General features: G+C 46.5%; 24 protein-coding genes, 1 tRNA gene and 1 riboswitch. Of the genes, 5 read left to right on the top strand and 20 right to left on the bottom strand.

The window, feature by feature from the left end:
- Positions 1 to 19: 19 nt before the first annotated feature.
- The 13 genes from MHI48_RS07345 to MHI48_RS07285 all read right to left on the bottom strand — a co-directional run bounded on the left by MHI48_RS07345 (position 20) and on the right by MHI48_RS07285 (position 10,853).
- Positions 20 to 2,248 carry a hypothetical protein gene (locus tag MHI48_RS07345; RefSeq protein WP_405143587.1) on the bottom strand — a complete coding sequence of 743 codons (2,229 nt, stop codon included), beginning with the start codon at positions 2,246 to 2,248 and terminating at the stop codon, positions 20 to 22.
- On the bottom strand, positions 2,229 to 2,903 hold the full coding sequence (locus tag MHI48_RS07340) for a TadE/TadG family type IV pilus assembly protein (protein ID WP_036669088.1): 675 nt from the start codon (positions 2,901 to 2,903) through the stop codon (positions 2,229 to 2,231). The genes MHI48_RS07345 and MHI48_RS07340 overlap by 20 nt, the downstream gene beginning before the upstream one ends.
- Positions 2,887 to 3,075, bottom strand: coding sequence for a Flp1 family type IVb pilin (locus tag MHI48_RS07335; protein WP_036669085.1), 189 nt, complete (start codon positions 3,073 to 3,075; stop codon positions 2,887 to 2,889). Before MHI48_RS07335 ends, MHI48_RS07340 begins: the two co-directional genes overlap by 17 nt.
- An 11-nt stretch (positions 3,076 to 3,086) precedes the next feature.
- On the bottom strand, positions 3,087 to 3,956 hold the full coding sequence (locus MHI48_RS07330) for a type II secretion system F family protein (protein WP_051449624.1): 870 nt from the start codon (positions 3,954 to 3,956) through the stop codon (positions 3,087 to 3,089).
- Positions 3,957 to 3,968: 12 nt separating this feature from the next.
- On the bottom strand, positions 3,969 to 4,712 hold the full coding sequence (locus MHI48_RS07325) for a type II secretion system F family protein (RefSeq protein ID WP_051449637.1): 744 nt from the start codon (positions 4,710 to 4,712) through the stop codon (positions 3,969 to 3,971).
- 40 nt (positions 4,713 to 4,752) lie between these two features.
- On the bottom strand, positions 4,753 to 6,057 hold the full coding sequence (locus tag MHI48_RS07320; protein WP_036669082.1) for a CpaF family protein: 1,305 nt from the start codon (positions 6,055 to 6,057) through the stop codon (positions 4,753 to 4,755).
- On the bottom strand, positions 6,054 to 7,271 hold the full coding sequence (locus tag MHI48_RS07315) for a ParA family protein (protein WP_405143584.1): 1,218 nt from the start codon (positions 7,269 to 7,271) through the stop codon (positions 6,054 to 6,056). The genes MHI48_RS07320 and MHI48_RS07315 overlap by 4 nt, the downstream gene beginning before the upstream one ends.
- Before the next feature lie 160 nt (positions 7,272 to 7,431).
- The gene (locus MHI48_RS07310; RefSeq protein ID WP_405143582.1) at positions 7,432 to 7,815 is read right to left on the bottom strand and encodes a VOC family protein; all 384 of its coding nucleotides are present in this window, start codon (positions 7,813 to 7,815) and stop codon (positions 7,432 to 7,434) included.
- A 211-nt stretch (positions 7,816 to 8,026) separates the two neighbouring features.
- Entirely contained in the window at positions 8,027 to 8,890 is an 864-nt protein-coding gene (locus MHI48_RS07305; RefSeq protein ID WP_036669080.1) for a DUF6612 family protein, read from the bottom strand.
- A gap of 99 nt (positions 8,891 to 8,989) precedes the next feature.
- The gene (locus tag MHI48_RS07300; protein ID WP_076251545.1) at positions 8,990 to 9,412 is read right to left on the bottom strand and encodes a thiol-disulfide oxidoreductase DCC family protein; all 423 of its coding nucleotides are present in this window, start codon (positions 9,410 to 9,412) and stop codon (positions 8,990 to 8,992) included.
- A 187-nt stretch (positions 9,413 to 9,599) separates the two neighbouring features.
- Complete coding sequence (locus tag MHI48_RS07295; protein WP_036610814.1) at positions 9,600 to 9,878, bottom strand: hypothetical protein; 279 nt, start codon at positions 9,876 to 9,878, stop codon at positions 9,600 to 9,602.
- Positions 9,879 to 9,977: 99 nt separating this feature from the next.
- Positions 9,978 to 10,223, bottom strand: coding sequence for a zinc ribbon domain-containing protein (locus MHI48_RS07290; protein ID WP_036610816.1), 246 nt, complete (start codon positions 10,221 to 10,223; stop codon positions 9,978 to 9,980).
- 210 nt (positions 10,224 to 10,433) lie between these two features.
- Entirely contained in the window at positions 10,434 to 10,853 is a 420-nt protein-coding gene (locus MHI48_RS07285) for an organic hydroperoxide resistance protein (RefSeq protein ID WP_036610819.1), read from the bottom strand.
- A gap of 400 nt (positions 10,854 to 11,253) precedes the next feature.
- Here MHI48_RS07285 and MHI48_RS07280 point away from each other — a divergent pair, with 400 nt between their 5' ends.
- Entirely contained in the window at positions 11,254 to 12,549 is a 1,296-nt protein-coding gene (locus MHI48_RS07280; RefSeq protein ID WP_036669231.1) for an Nramp family divalent metal transporter, read from the top strand.
- Positions 12,550 to 12,690: 141 nt separating this feature from the next.
- Here the strand turns inward: MHI48_RS07280 and MHI48_RS07275 are convergent, their stop codons facing one another.
- A complete protein-coding gene (locus MHI48_RS07275; RefSeq protein ID WP_076319115.1) occupies positions 12,691 to 13,374 on the bottom strand; it encodes an HAD family hydrolase in 684 nt (227 codons plus the stop codon).
- Positions 13,375 to 13,548: 174 nt separating this feature from the next.
- Positions 13,549 to 13,947, bottom strand: coding sequence for a hypothetical protein (locus MHI48_RS07270; protein ID WP_235193755.1), 399 nt, complete (start codon positions 13,945 to 13,947; stop codon positions 13,549 to 13,551).
- A gap of 115 nt (positions 13,948 to 14,062) precedes the next feature.
- A riboswitch (cyclic di-AMP (ydaO/yuaA leader) is annotated at positions 14,063 to 14,238 on the bottom strand.
- Between the two features lie 371 nt (positions 14,239 to 14,609).
- Between MHI48_RS07270 and MHI48_RS07265 the strand changes: the two genes are divergently transcribed.
- Entirely contained in the window at positions 14,610 to 15,089 is a 480-nt protein-coding gene (locus tag MHI48_RS07265) for a glutathione peroxidase (protein WP_338708041.1), read from the top strand.
- A gap of 146 nt (positions 15,090 to 15,235) precedes the next feature.
- Here the strand turns inward: MHI48_RS07265 and MHI48_RS07260 are convergent.
- Positions 15,236 to 15,318: transfer RNA gene (locus MHI48_RS07260), tRNA-Leu, on the bottom strand.
- Positions 15,319 to 15,762: 444 nt separating this feature from the next.
- Here MHI48_RS07260 and MHI48_RS07255 point away from each other — a divergent pair.
- The 3 genes from MHI48_RS07255 to MHI48_RS07245 all read left to right on the top strand — a co-directional run bounded on the left by MHI48_RS07255 (position 15,763) and on the right by MHI48_RS07245 (position 17,597).
- Positions 15,763 to 16,464 carry an urease accessory protein UreF gene (locus tag MHI48_RS07255; RefSeq protein WP_161799427.1) on the top strand — a complete coding sequence of 234 codons (702 nt, stop codon included), beginning with the start codon at positions 15,763 to 15,765 and terminating at the stop codon, positions 16,462 to 16,464.
- A 266-nt stretch (positions 16,465 to 16,730) separates the two neighbouring features.
- Complete coding sequence (locus MHI48_RS07250; protein ID WP_017690011.1) at positions 16,731 to 16,934, top strand: hypothetical protein; 204 nt, start codon at positions 16,731 to 16,733, stop codon at positions 16,932 to 16,934.
- 27 nt (positions 16,935 to 16,961) lie between these two features.
- Positions 16,962 to 17,597 carry a hypothetical protein gene (locus MHI48_RS07245; RefSeq protein WP_053061478.1) on the top strand — a complete coding sequence of 212 codons (636 nt, stop codon included), beginning with the start codon at positions 16,962 to 16,964 and terminating at the stop codon, positions 17,595 to 17,597.
- A 30-nt stretch (positions 17,598 to 17,627) separates the two neighbouring features.
- Here MHI48_RS07245 and urtE read toward each other — a convergent pair whose 3' ends face one another.
- The 4 genes from urtE to urtB are packed head-to-tail and all read right to left on the bottom strand — an operon-like array spanning position 17,628 to position 21,091.
- Positions 17,628 to 18,323 carry an urea ABC transporter ATP-binding subunit UrtE gene (gene urtE, locus MHI48_RS07240; RefSeq protein WP_338708039.1) on the bottom strand — a complete coding sequence of 232 codons (696 nt, stop codon included), beginning with the start codon at positions 18,321 to 18,323 and terminating at the stop codon, positions 17,628 to 17,630.
- Positions 18,301 to 19,110 (bottom strand): urea ABC transporter ATP-binding protein UrtD, encoded by an 810-nt coding sequence (urtD, locus tag MHI48_RS07235; protein WP_338708038.1) that lies wholly within the window; start codon positions 19,108 to 19,110, stop codon positions 18,301 to 18,303. Before urtD ends, urtE begins: the two co-directional genes overlap by 23 nt.
- Positions 19,073 to 20,164 carry an urea ABC transporter permease subunit UrtC gene (gene urtC / locus MHI48_RS07230; protein ID WP_127544208.1) on the bottom strand — a complete coding sequence of 364 codons (1,092 nt, stop codon included), beginning with the start codon at positions 20,162 to 20,164 and terminating at the stop codon, positions 19,073 to 19,075. Before urtC ends, urtD begins: the two co-directional genes overlap by 38 nt.
- 21 nt (positions 20,165 to 20,185) lie before the next feature.
- Positions 20,186 to 21,091, bottom strand: coding sequence for an urea ABC transporter permease subunit UrtB (gene urtB / locus MHI48_RS07225; RefSeq protein WP_101314096.1), 906 nt, complete (start codon positions 21,089 to 21,091; stop codon positions 20,186 to 20,188).
- Positions 21,092 to 21,131 lie beyond the last annotated feature (40 nt).

The raw sequence follows: 21,131 nt of genomic DNA, 5'->3' as shown, positions 1-21,131 counted from the left end.
CCGAAACGATCCTGATCATTCAATAGGAATAATCCGCCTTCCGCTCAATGAAAAATCGTCCATCTTCAACTTGGTCCGCACTACCCATAACTGCACCTATGCTTCTAACCACCCCTGGTAAAAACCACAACTTGATGCTACTACGCATGTTACCCGAAGCATACGTCTGTTTCTCATCTGGATTCACACCGGTATTCAATCGAATTAGCGCCAGCATTCTGGACATTTTGCGTTCATTGTTGCTATGCATCAATAGGAACAATCGGAGATGGTCCCTGTACGTCAGTTTGACTTTGATATACTTGGACAATTCCACACTGCCCTCTTTTGCTAGTTTCACCATATCCGCGATGGCGTTTGTAATCCCATATAAGATTGCCGCCGATAAAACCAGAAGTGGATTCCCCAGCTTGCTGTGCTCAATTAACCCTTCTGCCGTCCGAATAGCCAGCCGCATACCAAATATCTCCGCATATGCCGCAGCGATGTTACCCGAAGGATTATGAAACCCGTAAACGATATACTCCAGTTCCTGATTCTCCAGTTTGAAAACATCACCAGCATCTCCACTACCTTCAGTCCAGGTAAATAACTGGCCAAAATCCATGGAGTTGAAATAGGCTAAAGCATATTCATTCTGAAACAATTCGTCGCCAAGACTGTCCATCAGACCGGACATTCCGCCAAACAAACTGTCCATCCCCTTCATGGCATCGCCACCAGAGTCATAGGGATCTCCAGCAATCTCTGCCTTTTTGGCTTCCTCACGACTAGCCTCGTTAAAAGAAATATTAGCGTTGTAATATTCCTCCAACTGTTTGAAAGCGTCCATGGACCCCGAACTTCCATTCTGAATCTGCGACAAGATTCGTTTGACTTCCTTCAATTTCCCTTTGGATTCTTTGTCATTCGCTTTGCGCTGGGCATCCGACCCACGACCACTCTCCAGCTGCTGTTTACTCTGTTGGATGAGATTGGCAGGACCGCTACGTACATAGGTGTCCATATATCGTTCCGTAACCTGACTTGCCTGTCTGACCGCCGGTTTAATCGGAACACCGCTCATGGCCGTGACACTGCGAAGCTGTGTATTCAATTCCATGTTGTCTCTTCTGACGTTAGAGAAGTCCGAATTCTGGGAAACAACCCGTGCCTTCAATTGATCAAATAGGCTATCTGCCCTCACAAGCTCCGAAGCAAGAGAACGTGTGCTTTTAGCTTCACTGCCTGATCCAGTAGATGCAGGACTCGTTCCAGGCAAACTCGAGTTGCCCACGTTGTCATAGCTCGCATTCTGCGAACGGTTCTCCCCCTCCGCGATCACACGTTTCATTTCCTCATTAACTTTGCGCGCTTCTTCGATTTTGGACTGTGCTTCCTCCAGCTTTGTTTGATGGGCCTGTAACGCGGGCTGTATGATCATGCTGATGCCTGTCACCACATTACCAACACCAGTCCGATAACGAGCCAGTTCCAATATGTATTGTTGCTCTCTGAATGGCAGTCCCTCATCCGCCTGTTTCTTGTTCAGATAATCTGCATAACGTGCCGCTGCCTCGGCAGCTGTCTCTGGTGTATCTTCCAGCATCTCTTCATAGATGGCCTGTGAAGGCGGGTCCATGATCAACTTTGGAAGATTCTTCAGTTTCTCCGCGGATTCTGTCTGATTGGCAATGGCTTCATCCAGTAATTCTTCACGTTTGTCATATAACTTCTGTAATTTTTTCAGCAAGTCTACCGTGTGCGCGGCTTCCTTCATCTCGTCTGATATCGGTTTGAACCGATTGATCACTTCAAGGGTAAAATCAACCGGAGCCCGATACTTCATATCCTCCTGAATCTGGCGATTAAATATATCGTATCTGCCCAGTTCACGCTCCATGCTCAGCGAAGTTGTATCCCACTGGATATCCAGAATGGGAAATCCATCTTTTACAGCTGAAGGCTTTACGCTATCATTCAACACTTTAGCCATAATTGCATCCCCACTGCTGTCCCCATACCCGAATAAACCATACTCCCGGAGTGATGTGTCATAGGCTGACATGACGGATCTCATTGCAGCATGTGTCATTCGTTCGGTCTGCACTTTGAATGCCGCTATACGAGCGTAATCAATAAATATAGCTACAAACATATAGACTCCAGCCAATATTAATATCAAAAAAAGGGTTACGGCCCCCGACTCACCGTCTTTTTTTCTAAACAGCTCCGCCCTCCTCCTTTTCTCACTTTTTGCTTTTGCCAAAATGCTGCACAACCAGTCCGGCTTCTGCCGCTGTACTGGTCGCCGCACCGCCTTTCCCTTTAAACTTGGCTGCATAATACCGGATTAAATCTACCGTTCGAATGAATTCAACCGGTTCAACCACTGCGGACGATCCTTGAGTGAGGACACGGTTACCTGAATCGAACAAAAAAGAAGGAAGAGGCAAAGATATTACTTGTTCCAGCTTGGTTGTTACTTTCCGCTGAATCAGAGAATTCTGATACTCAATCGTTCCTTTCATAGCTGAGGGCATATGTTGCACCGCTTGTGCTAATTTCTGTTCCGAGAGATTGCCACCTTCACCACCAGGTATAGAGACGCTAACCTGATTATCCGCTCCCGCCCAGCCAAACAGTGCTCCAAGCATACGATCATCCGTCAGTCTCCAGTACAGATTGTCATGTTCTCCAACACCATATTCACCCGTCATCGCCTGTTTGTGGCTGTTGTCCCAGCTATAGGCTGCACGTTCCGAAGCTGCATAAGCATGTTGATTCAAGAATGTCTTTTGATACATGTACATGGTGAAAAAAAGCAATAACACAAGAATAAACAGCACAACAGGGAAGATCAGGGAAGCTTCAACGGTGAAGCTCCCTTCTTCCTTTTTGAACTTGTTATTCGAAGAATTCATTACTTTTATTACTCACATTAGTTAACAGTCTCTCTACCAACGTCTTAATTTGGTTTTTAAAAATCAAAGCAATAATGATAATAACCCCGATAATCAGAATCAGTTCCAACGTGCCGAGTCCGTCCTCTTCTTTCCAAAATGCGCTTACCTTGTTTTTTAACACTTCCATCATCCCAATTCCTCCTACATATTCATCATCATAAAAGCAGGTGCCCCGATCATGACCACAATCGTAAAAAAGATCAGTACCATTGGAAACACCAGTTTGGAAGAAGCCTGTTCTCCCTTCGCCCGACTGACAGCCTTGCGTTTCTCCCACAACACATGTGACAGATCCCGCAGCGCCAATACAAAGTCACCTCCCCCACGTCGGAAATTCAGCAGCACTGTTGTCGTAAAAATCGTCACTTCCTGTACGCCGCAGCGACGGCTGAACTGTTCAAATGATTGTTGAAAAGAGTAACCATTATTCCAATCCCCCACCGTCTTTCTGAGTTCGTTGTACAACGGATGATTCCGTTCCCCCTGGCTTGTCACACAGTGAACGATGGCACGTTGCACGGTTTCCCCTGCGCCAACCAGCAGTACAATTCGGTTCAGTAGCTCAGGCAGTTCCATAAGAATATCCTGGTCTCTTCGCTGCACCTTTGTATTGAGGTCTTTGTAGAGCGCAAAAGGCAACGCTGCACCAAGCGCGAGCCCACCCACCATACCTCCGATGCCCATATCTCCAACGAGTGATAACAGGCAGCCCACCAGCAGCATGAGCCACGTGTAGGTCAACATCTCGGCGCAATACAGCATCGTTTTCTCTCCACTGTGCTGTATGCCGTACATTTTCAGAATGGCATGTTGCATTCGAAACATGAGCACTGGCAATCTGCGTCCAATCTCGAACTTGTCCAATATAAACAGGAAGGGACCATGCAATTTTTTCAGTCGTAATCCTTCCATATCCAGCTTGCGCAGATGCCGGTAGGTCTGCCCCCGGGTTCGATCCAGCACCAGCCATCCCGCTCCGAGCATCCCTGCGACTATAACGGGAAGCAGCATCGTTTCAGCTCCTTATACTTTGATATCCATAATGCGATTAATCCACAGATAACAGCAGGCGAGTACTACCAATGCTCCACTAGAGATGAGGTACCCCATCCCGCTATATAACGGCTCCATAAAGTCCTTGGCGGTCAGATTGAGGAATATCAGAAAAATAAATGGAGCGGCAAACATCACCTTTGATTCGAACTTTTTCTGCGATACCGCGACCATAATATCCTGCTGAATATCCAGCTTCTCACCAATCACCGCAGAGGTACGACGCACAACCTCAACCAGATCCCCGCCAGTCCGTTTGCACGTAATGAACACATCTGCAAAGTTCGTAATATCTTCAATCTGCGCCCGATCCGAAAAATCCTGTAGTGCCTCTTCAATTGGTTGTCCATACTCCATCCGTGTCCGCAATATCGTGAACTCACGAATCAGATCGGTATCCGCTTCCGGGTTCAACATCCGCAGATCCTCTACGGATTCCTTGAATCCATTTTCCACCGATTTTCCTGAGGCAAGTGCCGAAGATAATGCATATAATGCTTGCTTAAAATGTAAACTGAGTGTCATTCTTTTTCGTTCCAACAGCACTTTAGTCCAATGTTTTGGTACCCATATGCAACCCGCAGCCAGGATCGCTCCAGCCAACCAGTGATGGTAGAACAGAATTCCGATGCCAAAAAACAGCAGACCGCTAATCAGCATACAGACCATTCGTTGTCTCCGGGAAAGCGTATATACGGTGTAATCCGTCAACATCTGTCTGGCTTCACCCAACAGTAATCACCTTCCAATGGCTTTAATTCACGTTGTTATCTGATGAATCTAATTCAACACTATATTGTTCTATGTATTCATCCAGCCATTCCCCGAGCCCAGCCATCTGAATTTTATCCACCTGATTCAACTTTCCAACTTGCACTAACCCGCCAATAATTTTGCCTTCACGCTCTTCTTGTTCCTGGAAACGAAACAGTGGATTCAGCATAACCTCACCGTCCTGCATGCCAATCACTTCACTAATCTCTGTCACCCGCCGTGAACGATCTCGTAGCCGGGACAGATGTACAAAAATATCGATTGCTGAACTAATCTGCTGCCTTACAACCGCAATAGGAAGATCGGCACCGCTAAGCACCATCGTTTCGAGTCTGCTAATCATGTCCGAGATGGTATTCGCGTGCCCTGTAGACAAAGATCCATCATGGCCAGTGTTCATGGCCTGTAACATATCCAGCGCTTCTGCGCCCCTGACTTCCCCAATCACAATCCGGTTCGGACGCATCCGTAAGGAAGATTTGATCAGATCCCGAATAGATATCTGTCCCTTGCCTTCGGTGTTTGCATTCCGCGTTTCCAGTGATACCAGATTTGGTACCGTAACTATCTGTAGCTCAGCCGAATCCTCAATGGTAATAATCCGTTCATCGGCAGGGATAAACTGGGATAATGCATTCAGAAAGGTCGTTTTTCCCGATCCGGTCCCGCCTCCAATGAAGATGTTGTATTTGCTCCTTACCAACTGCTGCAATAATTCTGCCGCTTCTTCATGCAGGGCTCCCTTTTCAATCAGATCGGACATCTTCATCGGTTCACTGGGAAATTTACGAATCGTCATCGTGGGGCCTTTCAAGGCAATAGGAGGCAACACGATATTGACCCGCGAACCATCCTTTAAACGGGCATCTACGATTGGAGAAGACTCATTCACAATCCGGTTTACCCCGGACACAATCATCTGGATGATATCCTCGAGCCGTTCCCTTGACTCAAATTCAAGGGTGATCTGGCTGACTTCACCTTCCTGCTCCACAAAAATCTCCTTGTGACTATTGATCATAATTTCCGTAATATCGGGATGATCCACAAGTGGCTGCAAAATATCCAATCCACGAAAGGAGTCAAACAATCGCTGTACCAGCGTGTGACGCTCTCCTGAGGTCAGATCATCCAGCTTCGGGTCAGTAAGAACTTTGCGTTCTATTCCCTGCCACAGTTCATCATCTCCTGCGGAAGAGGTTAGATCGAGGCCAGCCCTGACTTCCCTTCGCATCATCTGAAACTGTTCTTCACGATCCAGTATTCTATTGGATGAATCCGTCATAACGCCCACCGATCCTGCTTCTGAATTCGTCCCGTCTGCTTCAATTCTTCTTCGCCATCTTGTACCAGCATGGCACATAATCTCTTCACTTCACGTTGGAAGATCGGAGAACTAAGCATGACTTCCTCCTGACTGAGTTGCTTCCAAGAAGGGATATAGGGTAACACTGCATCCAGATGCAGATCAGGGCGTGGAAGTGCATTGACGACATTGTCCCGATATTTGTTAACCACAAAGCGTGAACGATCCAACATACTTTCGTATAGATCTGGCTTCGTACGCTCAGCATGCTGTAACCATTGTCCCCATCGATGCATGGCAGATATATCATCCTCAACCAACCAGACAAATGCATCTGCTGCATCCAGCACCCCTTCACTGCGCCCATCCCAACCGGAATCCCCATCCAGAATCAACACGTCATACTGTCCACAATCCGTTAAATAACGAAGCAGATTCGACGTATCCTCACGAGTCATTTGCAACAGTTCTTTCCGATTTGATAATGGCCAGAACACATCGGATTTCAGCGCTTCATGCCGGACCACATATCCATCTACGCCCTTCGATTGTACCTGTAACTGCTTACCGGATTCCTTCCTGCCCACCTTCAGATCGTATAACAAGCGGGACAATCCCGTCTCCGCATCCGGGTGGCGCTGCCCACTTCTAGTTAGTCCCTTTTCCAGAAACGGGAGCGTGCTGTCCAGCGTCTCCAGATTAAGATAAAGAACAGCATATCCTGCAAGTCCCAATTGCTTCGCCATATGCAAGGCCACTGCCGTTTTGCCACTTCCACCAGAAGCGGATACTACACCGATGGAGAGAGTCTCTTGCCCTGGATGGTGAACCTTCTTACGGCGTGGCTGCCGGCAAGCATGCATCACAGCATCCAGCAAAGCAGGCAAGGGTTGATATTTCATCAGCCGCTTGGCCTCATCCACCTCTTCCATCCCTTCACTAAGCATTAGCCAAGGTACACCTGATACTTCTCCCCCGTTATTCAGCCAGTTATTCAGAAACTCCGGTTCCGCAATAACCAGATCCGGTAATTCTCGACCTTCTTGCTCTTTCATGTGATCCCTGAACGAATCCTCTTGGGAGAATGCCGTGAAACGCACATGAAGACCAGATGAATTTCCCTGTACATAATCAAGCCAAGCGCTAATGTAATCTCTATCCTTTGAAACCAGAGCAACCTTCAGTACAATCAATTTTTCCTTCCCTCCCTGTCAAAAAGCACAAAAAAGCACCGTCCAATAACCGCATGAATATGCAGTATATGGACGGTGCTTCCGTCACGTGCTATGAATGTATGGATAATATAGCATACAATTTCTGGGGGAGCAAGGGATTTATTCTAACCCTTTTTCCTTAAGAGTTGTACGGTGAATCGAACTCAATAATGTTACGGTCCGGATCAAGTACAAAAATCTGCGCGAATCCAGCTACACTGTCAAGTCTCGCTTCATACTCAATTCCCTGCTGCTCCAGCCAGGCTATAGTCTCTGAATAACTGGTGACCCAGATCGCAAAGTGACCGTCTGTAGTATCAATCCCAGCCTCACGTAACGTGTGACCCTCTGGGTGCTGAAGCAGATGAAGCTGCTGGCTGCCGATAGCGTACCATGTACCCGTGGAGCGGAAGGCTGGACGTTCAATCTCCTGCATGCCCAGTAACCCCGAGTAGAACTTCTTCGCGATTTCCAGATCACGTACAGCCAGACTAACATGGTGGATGTGTGCATATTCAATCATCTTTTATATCCCCCTCTCTACTTCAATATGACTATACTATAACACCTTGAACCCTGACCATAATCTCCGCTAAACAGAAAAACACCCCTGATTCTAATCCGGTAAACCTCTCGGCTCACACAGATCTAGTTCAGAGGTGCCCTGCAAACGGGCATACAAGGATGCTCGCTTACCGCTTTAAATCATCTTCAGCACATTTGGCATAACCAAATTATTTTGCGCTATCCAATGCTTCTTGTGGAATCTTGATCTCTTCCACTTGATCGTGGTTAGAAAATGTACTGTTCATCTTCATGTCCATCGTCATTTTCTGTCCATTCTGTTCCATCTCCATGACCATGTTTACATCCGTACCTGCAGGCAGATAGGTTTCCTTGTTAATCATATATTTCATCTTCATGCTTGTAATATTCATTTGTTCAAGCATCGCTTGGGTCTGGGCATTCGATCCGTTTTGCTCCATCACGGCTTTGGCCAGTTCCTTTACGTTATCACCGGATACATTAGCGTTAATGACATAATTGTCGCCATCTTCTGTAACTTCGGTGTCTTCCTCAATCTTTTTGAACTGATCCAATTCACCTTCTGGATTCATGCTTGCTTTCATCTGCTCCACCAATTCTTTGGTTTGAGCTTCAGGAATTTTAACCCATTGTTCTCCCACTTGTGAATAGATCGTATCTGAAGTGATGTATTGTTTTACATTCTGCGCTTCCTGCCCAGACATTTCCATTTTCATCTCTTGGTAGATCATCATTGGATCTTTGATGATATCCATTTTGAGCGATGTTTTAACCTGTTGATCCTGTGACTGTTCACCAGCATCCAGTTTCAGATTCTGATCAATGTTTGCTTCAGTTGTGAAGCTTTTCATTTCTTTGGTTGCTGCATTCGTTTTGGTAATCAACTCATCCAGGGTAGGGATCTTTGTTTCCTGCTCCGCAGGTGTATTACCCTCGTTAGATGTTTCATTGTTGGTCGCTGGCGGCGTTGCCGTGTTGTCTGTGTCGTTTCCGCATGCTGCCAAGCTTACTGCTAATAATGCCCCGATAATTAATGTAGTCCACTTCTTCAAGTTGTTTTCCTCCCAAAATAGATATGATCTGTAGTCATTACCCAATTATTTCCGCTATTAATCATCAAATTTGGATACAATGTGTCGCACGAGACTTTTTCACAGAAATCGATCTTTGATCTCCGGTGTAGGCAACATACACGCTTCATCCTTGCCAAACCAGCGATAACGGTTGCGAGCAACCCAGTTATAGACTGCATTACGAATAAATTTCGGTATCATGATGAACACATATAACAACGGATAAGGAAACTTTAGACCCTTAGCCAATCGCAGTGCGGCGGTTGAACGTGTATAGTATTTTCCATTTTCAATCAGCACAAAGGTGTCCATACTATCTGTCGACAAATTGCCTTTCTTCAGCAATTCCTTGGCTACATCCGATTGAAGCGATGCAAAATGATATTTTCCTTCCGGGTCACGCTTGATAATCCATTTGGTTAAGCCCTGGCAGAAGTGACAGACACCATCCACCAGTACGATCGGATGTCCCTGATGCACATCTGTTTGATTTGCTGTCATATTGGCTGCCTCCTATTGTTGCGGTTAGAGTAACTTACCCAATCTGGGCCATCTTGTTCACTAATTCTAAATTTATTTCTAGAGGTAGTTCAAAAAGAATGAACACCGCTCTTTTTGAACACGCATTAATGGGAAATAAAAGAAAAAGAGCGCAGGCATTGTGCCCACGCTCGTATCTGTCCGACAATTACTCCGTAACTGCCTTTTCCATCCATTGGTCATCGATCATCTGTTGATGCAGGTCACTTGCCCACTGGTCCATACATTTGCAAATGAAATCTTTGCGACATACTGGACAAGGGGTTTTCTGCAGACGGCTGATATTGGTCATCTTCCATTCCGGTGAACGGGTGTAGAATACACGGCATTTTGTACCGTCTACCAAATTCATTTTGAATTCATACAATCCGTCTTCCTTGTTACCATAAGCTAATTCTAAATCTGCAATACGCGGTCTATAAGACATGGATATCACCTGTTTAATTCAAATTTGGTTCATGCAATGACACTACTCAGTACTAAGTTATATTAAAGAAAATTCAGATCAATGTCAACTCGCGCATGTCTACCCGCCAAACAGAATATCCAGAATCGTCCCTACCTGTCCCTGTTTTTTCCCTTTCAAGACATCCGGATCAAATACTTCAACATACCCGCAGGAAGCACAAGCCACGAACAAGTAGTGATTATGCTGTATATCAAACATCTTACTCAGGCCTGCTCCTGACATGGAAACTTCCTTAATGTTACAATCCGTGCCCCTGCATTTTGTACACACAAATCGCCGCTCGATCATCTCTTCAATACTCATCTTCGTTCCCCCTTTATGGAATGTGTAGCATGAAGTGAGAGTGCAATTATGTAAAATAGTACGCGATCTGGCATCTAATCTCCTGCATCATGTCCTTATATGATAATCAACACAAAACCCTGCCGATTGCCAGCAGGGCTTTGTAGTCGAACATCAGGTATCTGGGATAACCTGCTCTATATGTTCCCTTTACTTACCAGGAGTCAAATCTTAAACTACGTTTAATACAACATCAATGTTGCCACGTGTTGCTTTGGAATATGGACAGAAATCATGCGCCTTGCGGGCCAGTTCCTCTGCTTGACTGTGATCTACACCAGGCATGCTAACGTCCAGACGAACAGACAGCTGAAAACCGTCATCCGCAGGGTCTTTACCAATGGATACGTTACTTGTAACGACCACATCCTCCAATTTCACACCTGCTTTGCGTGCTACATTGGCAAGGGCACTTTCATAACATGCTCCATATCCAGCGGCAAAAAGTTGCTCAGGGTTAGTACCTTCACCACCGGAGCCACCAAGCTCTTTTGGCATTTTCAGATCATGCTTAAGCACGCCATCCGAAGAAGTCACCGAACCTGTACGTCCACCTTTAACTGTCGCTACTGCTGTATATAAAGCTTCCATTCAGAATCTCTCCCTTATCCATATAGTTTTTTACTGCCTTCCTTTCAATTTAAACTTCTGGCTCATTTTGAAACGCAATTTTGTATCTTTATCAGCTTTTACAACTTTATTATTTTCATGCATTTCAATGCCATGGCTGTATTTTCCCTAAGGTTGGGTAATATACGAAGGGGCATATTCAAGCTACAACCGAAATTTTGTGCTGATACATAAAAGTTGCACTAGACAAAAATAATTGAAGGAGTACAATGTAACAATAAACATAAAAATTTAGATATATCATGAGCGGTTTGTACCGCATCAATATCTCCAAATCAATAATTCAAAGTCAGGTGATTATCGTATGAGTAAAAAAAATCCGTTCAACGCTCCTTCAAGAGAATCATTGTCTACTGCGGGCATGGCCCCTTCCCTTGGAGAAGCACATAGTTCCATGAAAGTTCCGCAGAATGCTGCATGGTGGAAGAAATTCCTCGCCTTTGTAGGCCCAGGATACCTTGTTGCCGTAGGTTACATGGACCCGGGGAACTGGGCAACAGATATCGCAGGCGGCTCGCAGTTCGGGTATACCTTGTTATCCGTTATCCTGTTATCGAACCTGATGGCCGTTGTCCTTCAGTCGCTGGCTGGCAAGCTCGGTATCGTCACTGGACGGGATCTGGCTCAAGCCTGTCGTGAACGATTCAGCATGCCTGTTGTTATGATGTTATGGATTCTGTGTGAGCTTGCCATTGCAGCTACCGATCTGGCTGAAGTCATTGGTTCTGCCATCGCGTTAAAGCTGTTATTTAACATCCCCATGTTATACGGCGTTATCATCACCGCAGTTGATGTACTCCTGATTCTTGTTCTGCAAAACAAAGGCTTCCGCGCTTTGGAAACTCTCGTCATTGTGCTGATGGCAACCATCGCCCTCTGCTTCGGGATTGATCTGTTTCTGGCAAAACCGGATATGGGCGGTGTTCTCCATGGTTTTGTACCAAATGTTGAGATTCTGCAAAACCCGGCCATGCTCTATATTGCCATTGGTATTATCGGAGCAACCGTGATGCCGCATAATCTGTACCTGCATTCTTCCATTGTGCAGACCCGTCAGATCGAACAGACACCACAGGGCAAAAAAGAAGCCATTCGGTACTCGACCATGGATTCTACGATTGCGCTGACACTGGCCCTGTTCATCAATGCAGCCATCCTGATTGTATCTGCCGCTGTATTTCACAGTGCTGGTATGACGCAGGTTGCTGAGATCGCTGATGCCTATCATCTGCTGACACCTCTATTGGGCACTACGGTTGCAAGTATCCTGTTCGGTGTGGCGCTGTTAGCATCAGGTCAGAACTCTACCCTTACAGGTACACTCGCTGGACAGATCGTTATGGAAGGTTTCCTGAACATTCGAATTCCGGCTTGGCTACGCAGACTGGTCACACGTCTGATCGCCATCATCCCGGCGGTAATTGTGACAGCCATTGCAGGAGAACATGGCACAGAAGAACTGCTCATTTTGAGCCAGGTCGTGCTGTCGCTTCAATTGCCCTTTGCTGTAATTCCCCTGGTGATGTTCACAAGTGATAAAAAAAGCATGGGTGCATTCGCCAACAAATTGTGGCTCAAAATCATCTCATGGGTCATTGCCGCGATTATCGTTGTGCTGAATGTATATCTGATCATTCAGACGATTCGGTTATTCTAATCTCATTTTAATTGGCTAAATACTAAAAAGGCTGATCAACTCCGGTATTTTATACCCAGTTGATCAGCCTTTATTGTTGCAATACAGCAACATGTTTCCTTTTATAGTAAAACTCAAACTCCAATAAACAACCATCTGCATCTAATCCTGATTTGGTATCAGTAACGGCAAGAGTTGATCCAATGAATCAACGGTCCAATCCGCACGTTTGTCATCCGATAGTTCTGGCTGGAATCTTCCGTAACCCTGCATAATTCGAATCGTACGCATGCCCAGCTTCCGAGCAGGTATAATGTCGTTATCGATCCGATCGCCGATCATGACGGCTTCCTCCGGTTCACAACCGGCCTGCTTCAAGGCCACAGCGTATAACTCAGGGTCTGGCTTAGACACTCCTTCTTCAGCCGAACATGCCAGAACATCAACATACTTCCGCAAGCCATAGCTTTCCAGTCTCTCTTCCGTTCCAGGACTCTGATTGGCAATAATGCCAATGCGATAATGCCGTGACAACTGCTGAAGAACGGAATCCGCTGAAGGAAAAGGACGTTCAAGATCTTTTTGAAACTTCAGCTTGTCCTGAATCTGTTTCTGATGCCCCTCGTCTTCAACGAATGTGCGAATCGCCACTCTCATAGGCCATTGCTCATATTTTCGGTAACAACTCGCGAACAGTTCGCGTACCGCCTCAATTGTCACCGGATACCCCAAAGCACAAGCTTCACGGACAAACTGTCCGATAATATCATCAACCGGCTCCCATTCATCCACCAGCGTATCTCCAACATCAAAAAACAACCATTTCAATCCACCTACATCCGGCACGCCAATTCCTCCTTGTAAGCATAAAAAAGAAGACTCACCATCCTGCATGAGTCTCCTCAAACTTCCGTTTATCGATGAATCAATTTCATAATACCTTGAGTGAATTCTGAAATTGATTCTAATACATTCAATTATAACAGGCACCTTACACCTGAGCAATCAGAAGCTATGGCATTAACCATTGAGGAGAAAGCCAACTTCCCCATTGAGCGAATATACAATCCGGTCTGCGCCCATGCCCCGATAGATGCCCTTAGGATGACTCTGCTCCGTAATGACGCACAGGGATTTCGATGTCCATGAACGACAGATCTGTAAATAACGACAGGTCAGATTCAGGCTGTTTTCAAAAATAAACACGTTGCCTACGCTTCCCTGCGGCAAAAACCATTTTTGAGCTGCAGCCGTATTCATGCGAATGACATGTTCTACTCCGATTCTACGGAGTCTGCGCTCTTCCCCTGCACTGTTGGTTAGAACGGCAAACGGCATTTTTTTGTACATCAGCAATTTGATAAATTTACGTCCTGCTTCATTTGGAGCAGTCACTAAGATCATCTCAGTATCCATCATTCGTTCCTCCCTTGGCGTGAAAAGACAACAAAAAAGAAGCGTGGGGGACCAAGGCCTCCCGAACGCTTCTTAAATAACCCATGGCGAAAACACCATGAACCAGCGTACGGCTTGTTGCCTCTCCCTTTAACGCTTACGAGGTTAGCTGACGGATTCGGGCGCGAGAGTCGCCCTATTTCCGGCTGTCACCGGAAAATTCACCCCATGAATGCCCACTGTCCTGGACAGCGCATTCCGTTGGTTCCCCCGTTTCCCATTCATTAATGAATGGAAACTCAGCGATTAAAACATCGTTCGTATATCTTAAGGTAAGATCGAGCGATATTATCGTTTGTTTCGTTTTTCAAGTACAATTTAGTTTAAATTGAAATTACGTTATGAATCATACACCCGTGCCATGTCGGTGTAAAGTCCGCCCAGATCACCAAATCGGCAGATTTTTGCCAATTCCTGTCCATAATAACGCTTACAACAAAGTTATACTCTATCTATCTCTTCAAGGCTATCTAATTCTCACTCTGGCGTAAATCACTTCGCAATTCATTCACGTATTCTGCACAACTTGCCTGTTTTGATTCTTTTAACACCATATTAGTTTTGCAATATTTAATTGCAACCAATATAATAGAAGATATAAGAGTAAATAAATGGAGGCGATTTAGATGACAGTCTACGATTACAAAGTGAATACCCTTCGCGGTCAAGAAGTTGAAATGTCCGACTACCGTGACAAAGTGCTCCTGATTGTGAATACGGCAAGCTCATGCGGCCTTACCCCTCAATTCAAAGGTCTGCAAGAATTGCAAGACAAATTTCAAGATGCTCCATTTGAAGTTCTTGGTTTCCCAAGCAACCAGTTTGCACAGGAAAAAGGATCTTCCGACGATATTGCCGAGTTCTGTCAGATGAATTATGGCGTGAGCTTCCCCATGTTTGAGAAAATTGATGTGAACGGTTCAAGCGCTCACCCTCTTTTCCAACACCTTAGCACAGAAGCTCCTGGCCTGCTCGGCTCCAAAGCAATCAAATGGAATTTCACCAAATTCCTGGTGAATCAGAACGGACAGGTCATTAAACGTTATGCTCCCAAAACAACACCGGACAAGATTGAAGAAGATATCAAGAATTTGCTGCAAAAATAATACACAGGCCACCCGTAGCCGGTAGGTAGAGCAACATTCCTCCGGTAATGGATGGCCTTTTTTCAACCCAGATGTCATACTGTTCGAAAAAGACAAAAAAAGCAGCTTCCCATTAATGGAAAGCTGCTTTTTAATCGTTCATATGATGCGGTCGAGAGGACTCGAACCTCCACGGGCATACGCCCACTACCCCCTCAAGATAGCGTGTCTGCCATTCCACCACGACCGCATGTCGTAAATAATCGGCAACAGAATTGATTATACCGGGTTCAGAACTAAAAGTAAAGTATTTTTTAATACTTCTTTTTCAGCTAGGCATTTTCATCAAAAATCGCATAATCTCGTCATCATTACCCATGAACTGCATATGATTAGATTTGATCCCCTCTCTTTAGGTAAGAGCCGATCTTGTTGGTTCATTTATATATAGTCCTTCCTTATATATAGTCCTCCCTGCACTTCGCAAAATAAATAACACAATAAGTTATATAAAATAACACAAATATTAAATCCCAGATTTAATCCATTAAATTTCACGGATACTATTGACAAAAAGCGGACATTCATGGGATGATAACTATCATATAATTCGGATTTCTAAACACAAAGCAAACAAAAAGGAACATAAATGTTACTTTAAGTGACATTAAACGAACACAGGAGGCGAATGATTTTGAACCGTGGGAATAAGCTGCTCGATTATGTCAAACTGCTTGATTCCTCTATTCAGGTTGGAGGGTTCACCCATTCCTTCGGCATGGATATCCATATCAGGGAGGGTACCATTCGTAATGCTGAAGATCTCGAATCATTCATGCGTTGTCAGTTGCATCCGAGCATCGTTCGTCTTGAAGGTATGGCTATCAAAGGCATCTATACCGCAACAGATCACAAGGATACATGGCGGATAGCTCTGATCGACAAGCTCGTCCATGTTCAGCGAACCCCTGGAGATCTCAGAGAACAAGCTGCCGCCATGGGTAAACGATTGATCAGACTCGCACGCGCTCTGCACCCCTGGATTGAATTCAGCCAGCTCGAACAGATCTTTGCCAAATATGATTCGGTTGGCTGCCTCTCCACTGTTCACGCCTGGATTAACCACCACCTCGACATCCCGGTCGAGGAGGCGGTCCTTGGTTACCTGCATTCAGCCATGAATGCCTGCATAACCGAAGCCTCCAAAGTCATTCCCCTGAACAACGATACAACCAAGGATCTGATGGTCCGCCTGGCCACAGATCTGGAGAATGAATGGAAGACCGTCAGCGCCTCGGCTGCGGATGGACTGGCACAGCCAACCTCGATGTCCATGAAATCGTTTTTCCCCAGTTTCCATATGCTCGGAGCTGGACTTCATGCCTACAGGGCCTAATCCTCTTCCTCCTCATACCTGCTCCCCTTCATTCAAACAAACTAAAAAACACGCGGCAACCTCCTTGCCGACGTGTTTTTTGTCATTTTATTTGTTTTATTTACGTATTTACGCCATTTATAATCACAAAATACACTTTTTTCCGTCTTTTTTAATTGTTAGATGACGAATTTACGTATATAATGAAACATACAGCTCGCATTTCTATATATTCTACATGAAGAAAGAGCGGCTGAATACTACATTCTAACCAGGGGTGAACCCTTTTGAACAAGAAAAAACCAGTTACTCCGTTCGGATGGGCCATCAAACGACGGCTAACCGAACTTCAAGTGGACCAGAAGACCTTTTGTGAACAGCATGGCATCCCACCCTATCGTTTATCCAATCTTATTCACGGCACACGCAAAGCAACCCGATTCAGACACCTGGTCGCTGATATTTTGGATATTCCAGATGAACTGAGATAAGATTTCTGCCAAAGGAGGGTCTCATCCATGAGACATGTTACATCCGATCTGGAGAGGCTGTCGTTCCAGTCCATACGTCACCAGCTCATCATTGTTGATGACAATTGGATTATCCAAAGTTGTAACCGTGCCTGGCAACAGGGACTTGGTCAATGCTCACCAAACCCGGATATACACAGTAGTCATAGACACTACCTGCACCTGACGGAAGCCTGGGCAAAACGAGGCAAGAACGCTAACATGGCACTTGTCGCACAGAATTTGAAAGAACGCGGAATACCCTTTAATCGAAATCATACATATGACATCTGCGTGTATACTGTATACAACGAAAAGAGGTGGTTTCGTGTAGAACTCACCCCTCTATCTTATTCAAATTCAATTCTGGATACCGATCTCGCTTTAATTGCACACATGGATATTACCGAACAAAGAAAGACAGAACACCAATTGAAGAAAGCATTGTCTGAAGTGCGCACATTGCGCGGACTGCTGCCTATTTGCGCTGTCTGCAAACAAATCAAGGACGAAGAGGAACACTGGAACTCCGTTGAGAGTTATCTGGAGAAGCATACCCACGCCGAATTCACGCATGACATCTGTCCGGAATGCATCCGGCGGTTATATCCGAAATACTCGAATATCCTGGACAAGCGCTCCTAAAACCTTTCTCCACTGGCCGACTAACTACAACTATACGGAGAGATGATGTTCAAACTGCGACATATCCAGTTCTTGCGGTGTCCCATGCAGGGTTATGGTTCCTTTGTCCATGATATAGATGTAATCTGCGGCACTTCGTACAAAATCAATACTCTGCTCTACCAGCAGAACCGAGAGGTCCCCCTTTGCCTTGAGCTGCAAAATAACCTGCCGAATGTCCTCCACGATAGAAGGCTGGATGCCTTCTGTCGGCTCATCCAGTAGCAACAACCCCGGACGCGAAGCCAATGCCCGGGCGAATGCCAACTGCTGCTGCTGTCCACCACTCAGATCCCCGCCCTGCCGTCCATACATCGTAGCAAGCACCGGGAACATCGCCAGTACATCCTCCGGGAACGTTTTTACTCCCGGTGCACTTGTCTCCAGACCGAGCAATAAGTTTTCTTTCACCGTAAGCTGCGGGAAAATCTCCCGCCCCTGCGGTACATAACCAATCCCTGCCCTTGCCCGCTTGGCTGAGTCCAAGGTGGATAACTCCTGATTTTGCCACTGAATACTGCCCTTGCGTGATTTGAGCAGCCCCATTAATGTTTTCATCAACGTTGTTTTCCCCACACCGTTACGGCCCATCAGACACACCACCTGTCCAGGCTGTACATCCAGGTTCACACCACGAAGCACATTGCTTTCCCCGTAGCCGGATTCAATTCGTTGCAGCGACAGCATGGTCATCCCTCCTTTTGCCCAGATACACTTCCGCCACTTTCGGGTCTGCCTGTACCTCCGCCATCGTACCTTCCTTCAGCAGTTTTCCTTCATGCATCACCGTTACCTTGGCTGCGAACTCTCGCACAAACTCCATATCATGCTCCACCACCACAACCGAGCGCTCACGCGCAATCTCTTGCAGAAGTCGCCCGGTCTTGTGTGTTTCTTCATCCGTCATGCCTGCGGCTGGTTCGTCCAGCAACAACACCCGTGGCTCCTGCAGAAGCAGCATGCCGATCTCCAGCCACTGCTTCTCCCCATGCGATAACGCTCCTGCACGAGCATCAACGCGGTCTCGCAGACCAATCTGGAGGGTAACATGCTCCATGGCAGCACTCATTTTCCCATATCGACGAATACCGATGGCTTGCAAAGGGGAACGGCGAGTCTCCGCCGCCAGCGTCAGATTCTCCTGCACCGTCAGACCCGCAAAGATCGATGGCGCCTGGAATTTGCGTCCCACACCTTTGCGAACAATCTGGTGCTCCTTCAGTCGTGTTAATTCCGTGCCATCCGCCATCTTCACCGAGCCGGACATGGGTTTTGTTTTGCCACATATCACATCCAGCATCGTTGTTTTTCCAGCACCATTGGGTCCGATCAGAAAATGCAGGTCATGTTCATGCAACTTCAGGTTCATGCCTTTGACAGCAACGAACCCACCAAAGGCTACCGTAATATCCTCGGCTACCAACACCGCTGATTCCTCAGTAGACTTTAGGTTTTTCCCGAGTGACTTGGACATGCGCACTCTCTCCTCTCCGCTTCAGCAAGCGAACGACATGACGATATACACCTACAATACCGTTTGGCATGAACAAAACTACTGTTACAAAGAGTCCACCAATGACGAACAGCCACCCCTCGGGGTAAGCCTCACTTATGCCTGTTTTGGCTGCATTCAGCACCACCGCTCCGATAACCGCTCCAATAAGCGTACCGCGACCACCCAATGCAACCCACAGGACCATCTCAATGGAGGGTACAATCCCCATCATCGATGGCGAGATAATACCCACCTGAAGAACAAACAACATGCCCGCGATACCTGCAAGCGCACCGGAAAAAGCAAAAGCCAGCGTTTTATATCCTGCCGGATCATATCCGAGGAATCGCACCCGATTCTCTCCATCACGCGCAGCTTCGAGCACTTGGCCGAACCGACTGTTCACCATTCGACGACAGAGCATATAAGCGATCACCAGAACAGCAAGCGTTATATAGTAGAGAGCAATCGTCGTTCCAGCGGAATGAAGTGTAAAACCAAAGATCGAATTATATCCGGTGATGCCATTTGTCCCACCCGTCCATTCCTGTTTACCAACAAAGAGTGTTACCGTAATGAGAACCAAGGCTTGAGTCAGGATGGTAAAATAAACACCGGTGATCCGGTTACGGAACGTAAACCACCCCAGGGCAAAGGCAAGCAATGCCGGAAGGGCTATCCCCAATAACAGCGCCACCGGGAAAGAGCGAAACGGTTCCCAGAACCACGGCAGACCACTGAGACCACTCCATCCCATGAAATCAGGAAGTGTTGCTCCACTGGCCTGAAGCTTCAGATACATCGCCATCGCGTACCCACCCAGACCAAAGAACACCCCATGCCCAAGACTCAACACACCCCCATATCCCCAGATCAGATCGAGACCGATGGCCAGGATTGCCAGCGCCAAAAACTTGGCTAACAGACTCAGACGAAACTCCGTGGAGATTAGTGGAGCAAGACACATCATGATCAGTACAACCGCCCAGATAATCCTCATTTTCAGACTGCCAGTCTTGAGTAAAGCGGACATGAACTAACCCCCTTTTTCACGTTAATCGAGACTCCGTGTGCGCATCGCGACCAATCCGCGTGGTTTCCATTGCAGGAAAGCAACGATACATACAAACACAAGCACCTTGCCAATGGAGGCCGAGGTATAGGTTTCGAACAGCGTGTTGAACATACCAATCCCCAATGCACCACACACGGTTCCAACCAATTTCCCAACGCCACCCAGAACAACGACCATGAACGCATCCACAATATAATACGTACCAAGCGAAGGACCAATCGGACCAATGAGCGTTAATGCACAGCCAGCAATTCCGGCAATGCCCGAACCAATCGCAAAGGTCATGCCATCCACCCGCCGGGTCGAAATCCCAAGACACCCCGCCATGCTCCGATTTTGCATTACAGCCCTCATTCGTCTTCCGGAAGATGTTCGATAGATATAGAGATACATACACAGCAGCACCACCGCAACCAGTGCGATAATGAAGATTCGTTTATACGGAAATACAATACCATCCGAGATCGCCAATCCCCCATTGAGCCAAGCCGGACTGGATACTCCCACGTTCGGCGCTCCGAATATCGTACGGGCCAGTTGTTGCAGCATCATGCCTACACCCCATGTCGCAAGCAGACTATCAAGCGGCCTGCCATACAGATGCCTGATCAGAACCACTTCAAGCAACCAGCCAATTAGAGCCGCTACAATGAACGCAATCGGCAGAGCCACAACAAAATAGGCACCAAACCACGTTGCTGGAGCATAGGACATGAACAGATTTTGTGTTACATATGTTGCATATGCACCGATCATGATCAGTTCACCGTGAGCCATATTGATGACATTCATCAGCCCAAACGTTACTGCAAGCCCCAATGCAATCAACAACAGAATTGAACTGATACTCAGACCATTGAACATCTGCAGGATAAACATATCCATCGCTATCCCCTCCTCCATACCGTGACTCTCGATATTTCAC

The sequence above is a fragment of the Paenibacillus sp. FSL H7-0942 genome (assembly GCF_045040715.1).
GTDB classification, from domain to species: domain Bacteria; phylum Bacillota; class Bacilli; order Paenibacillales; family Paenibacillaceae; genus Paenibacillus; species Paenibacillus amylolyticus.
Note: the sequence above shows the minus strand (reverse complement) of the source record. Positions and strands in the feature narration are given on the sequence as shown.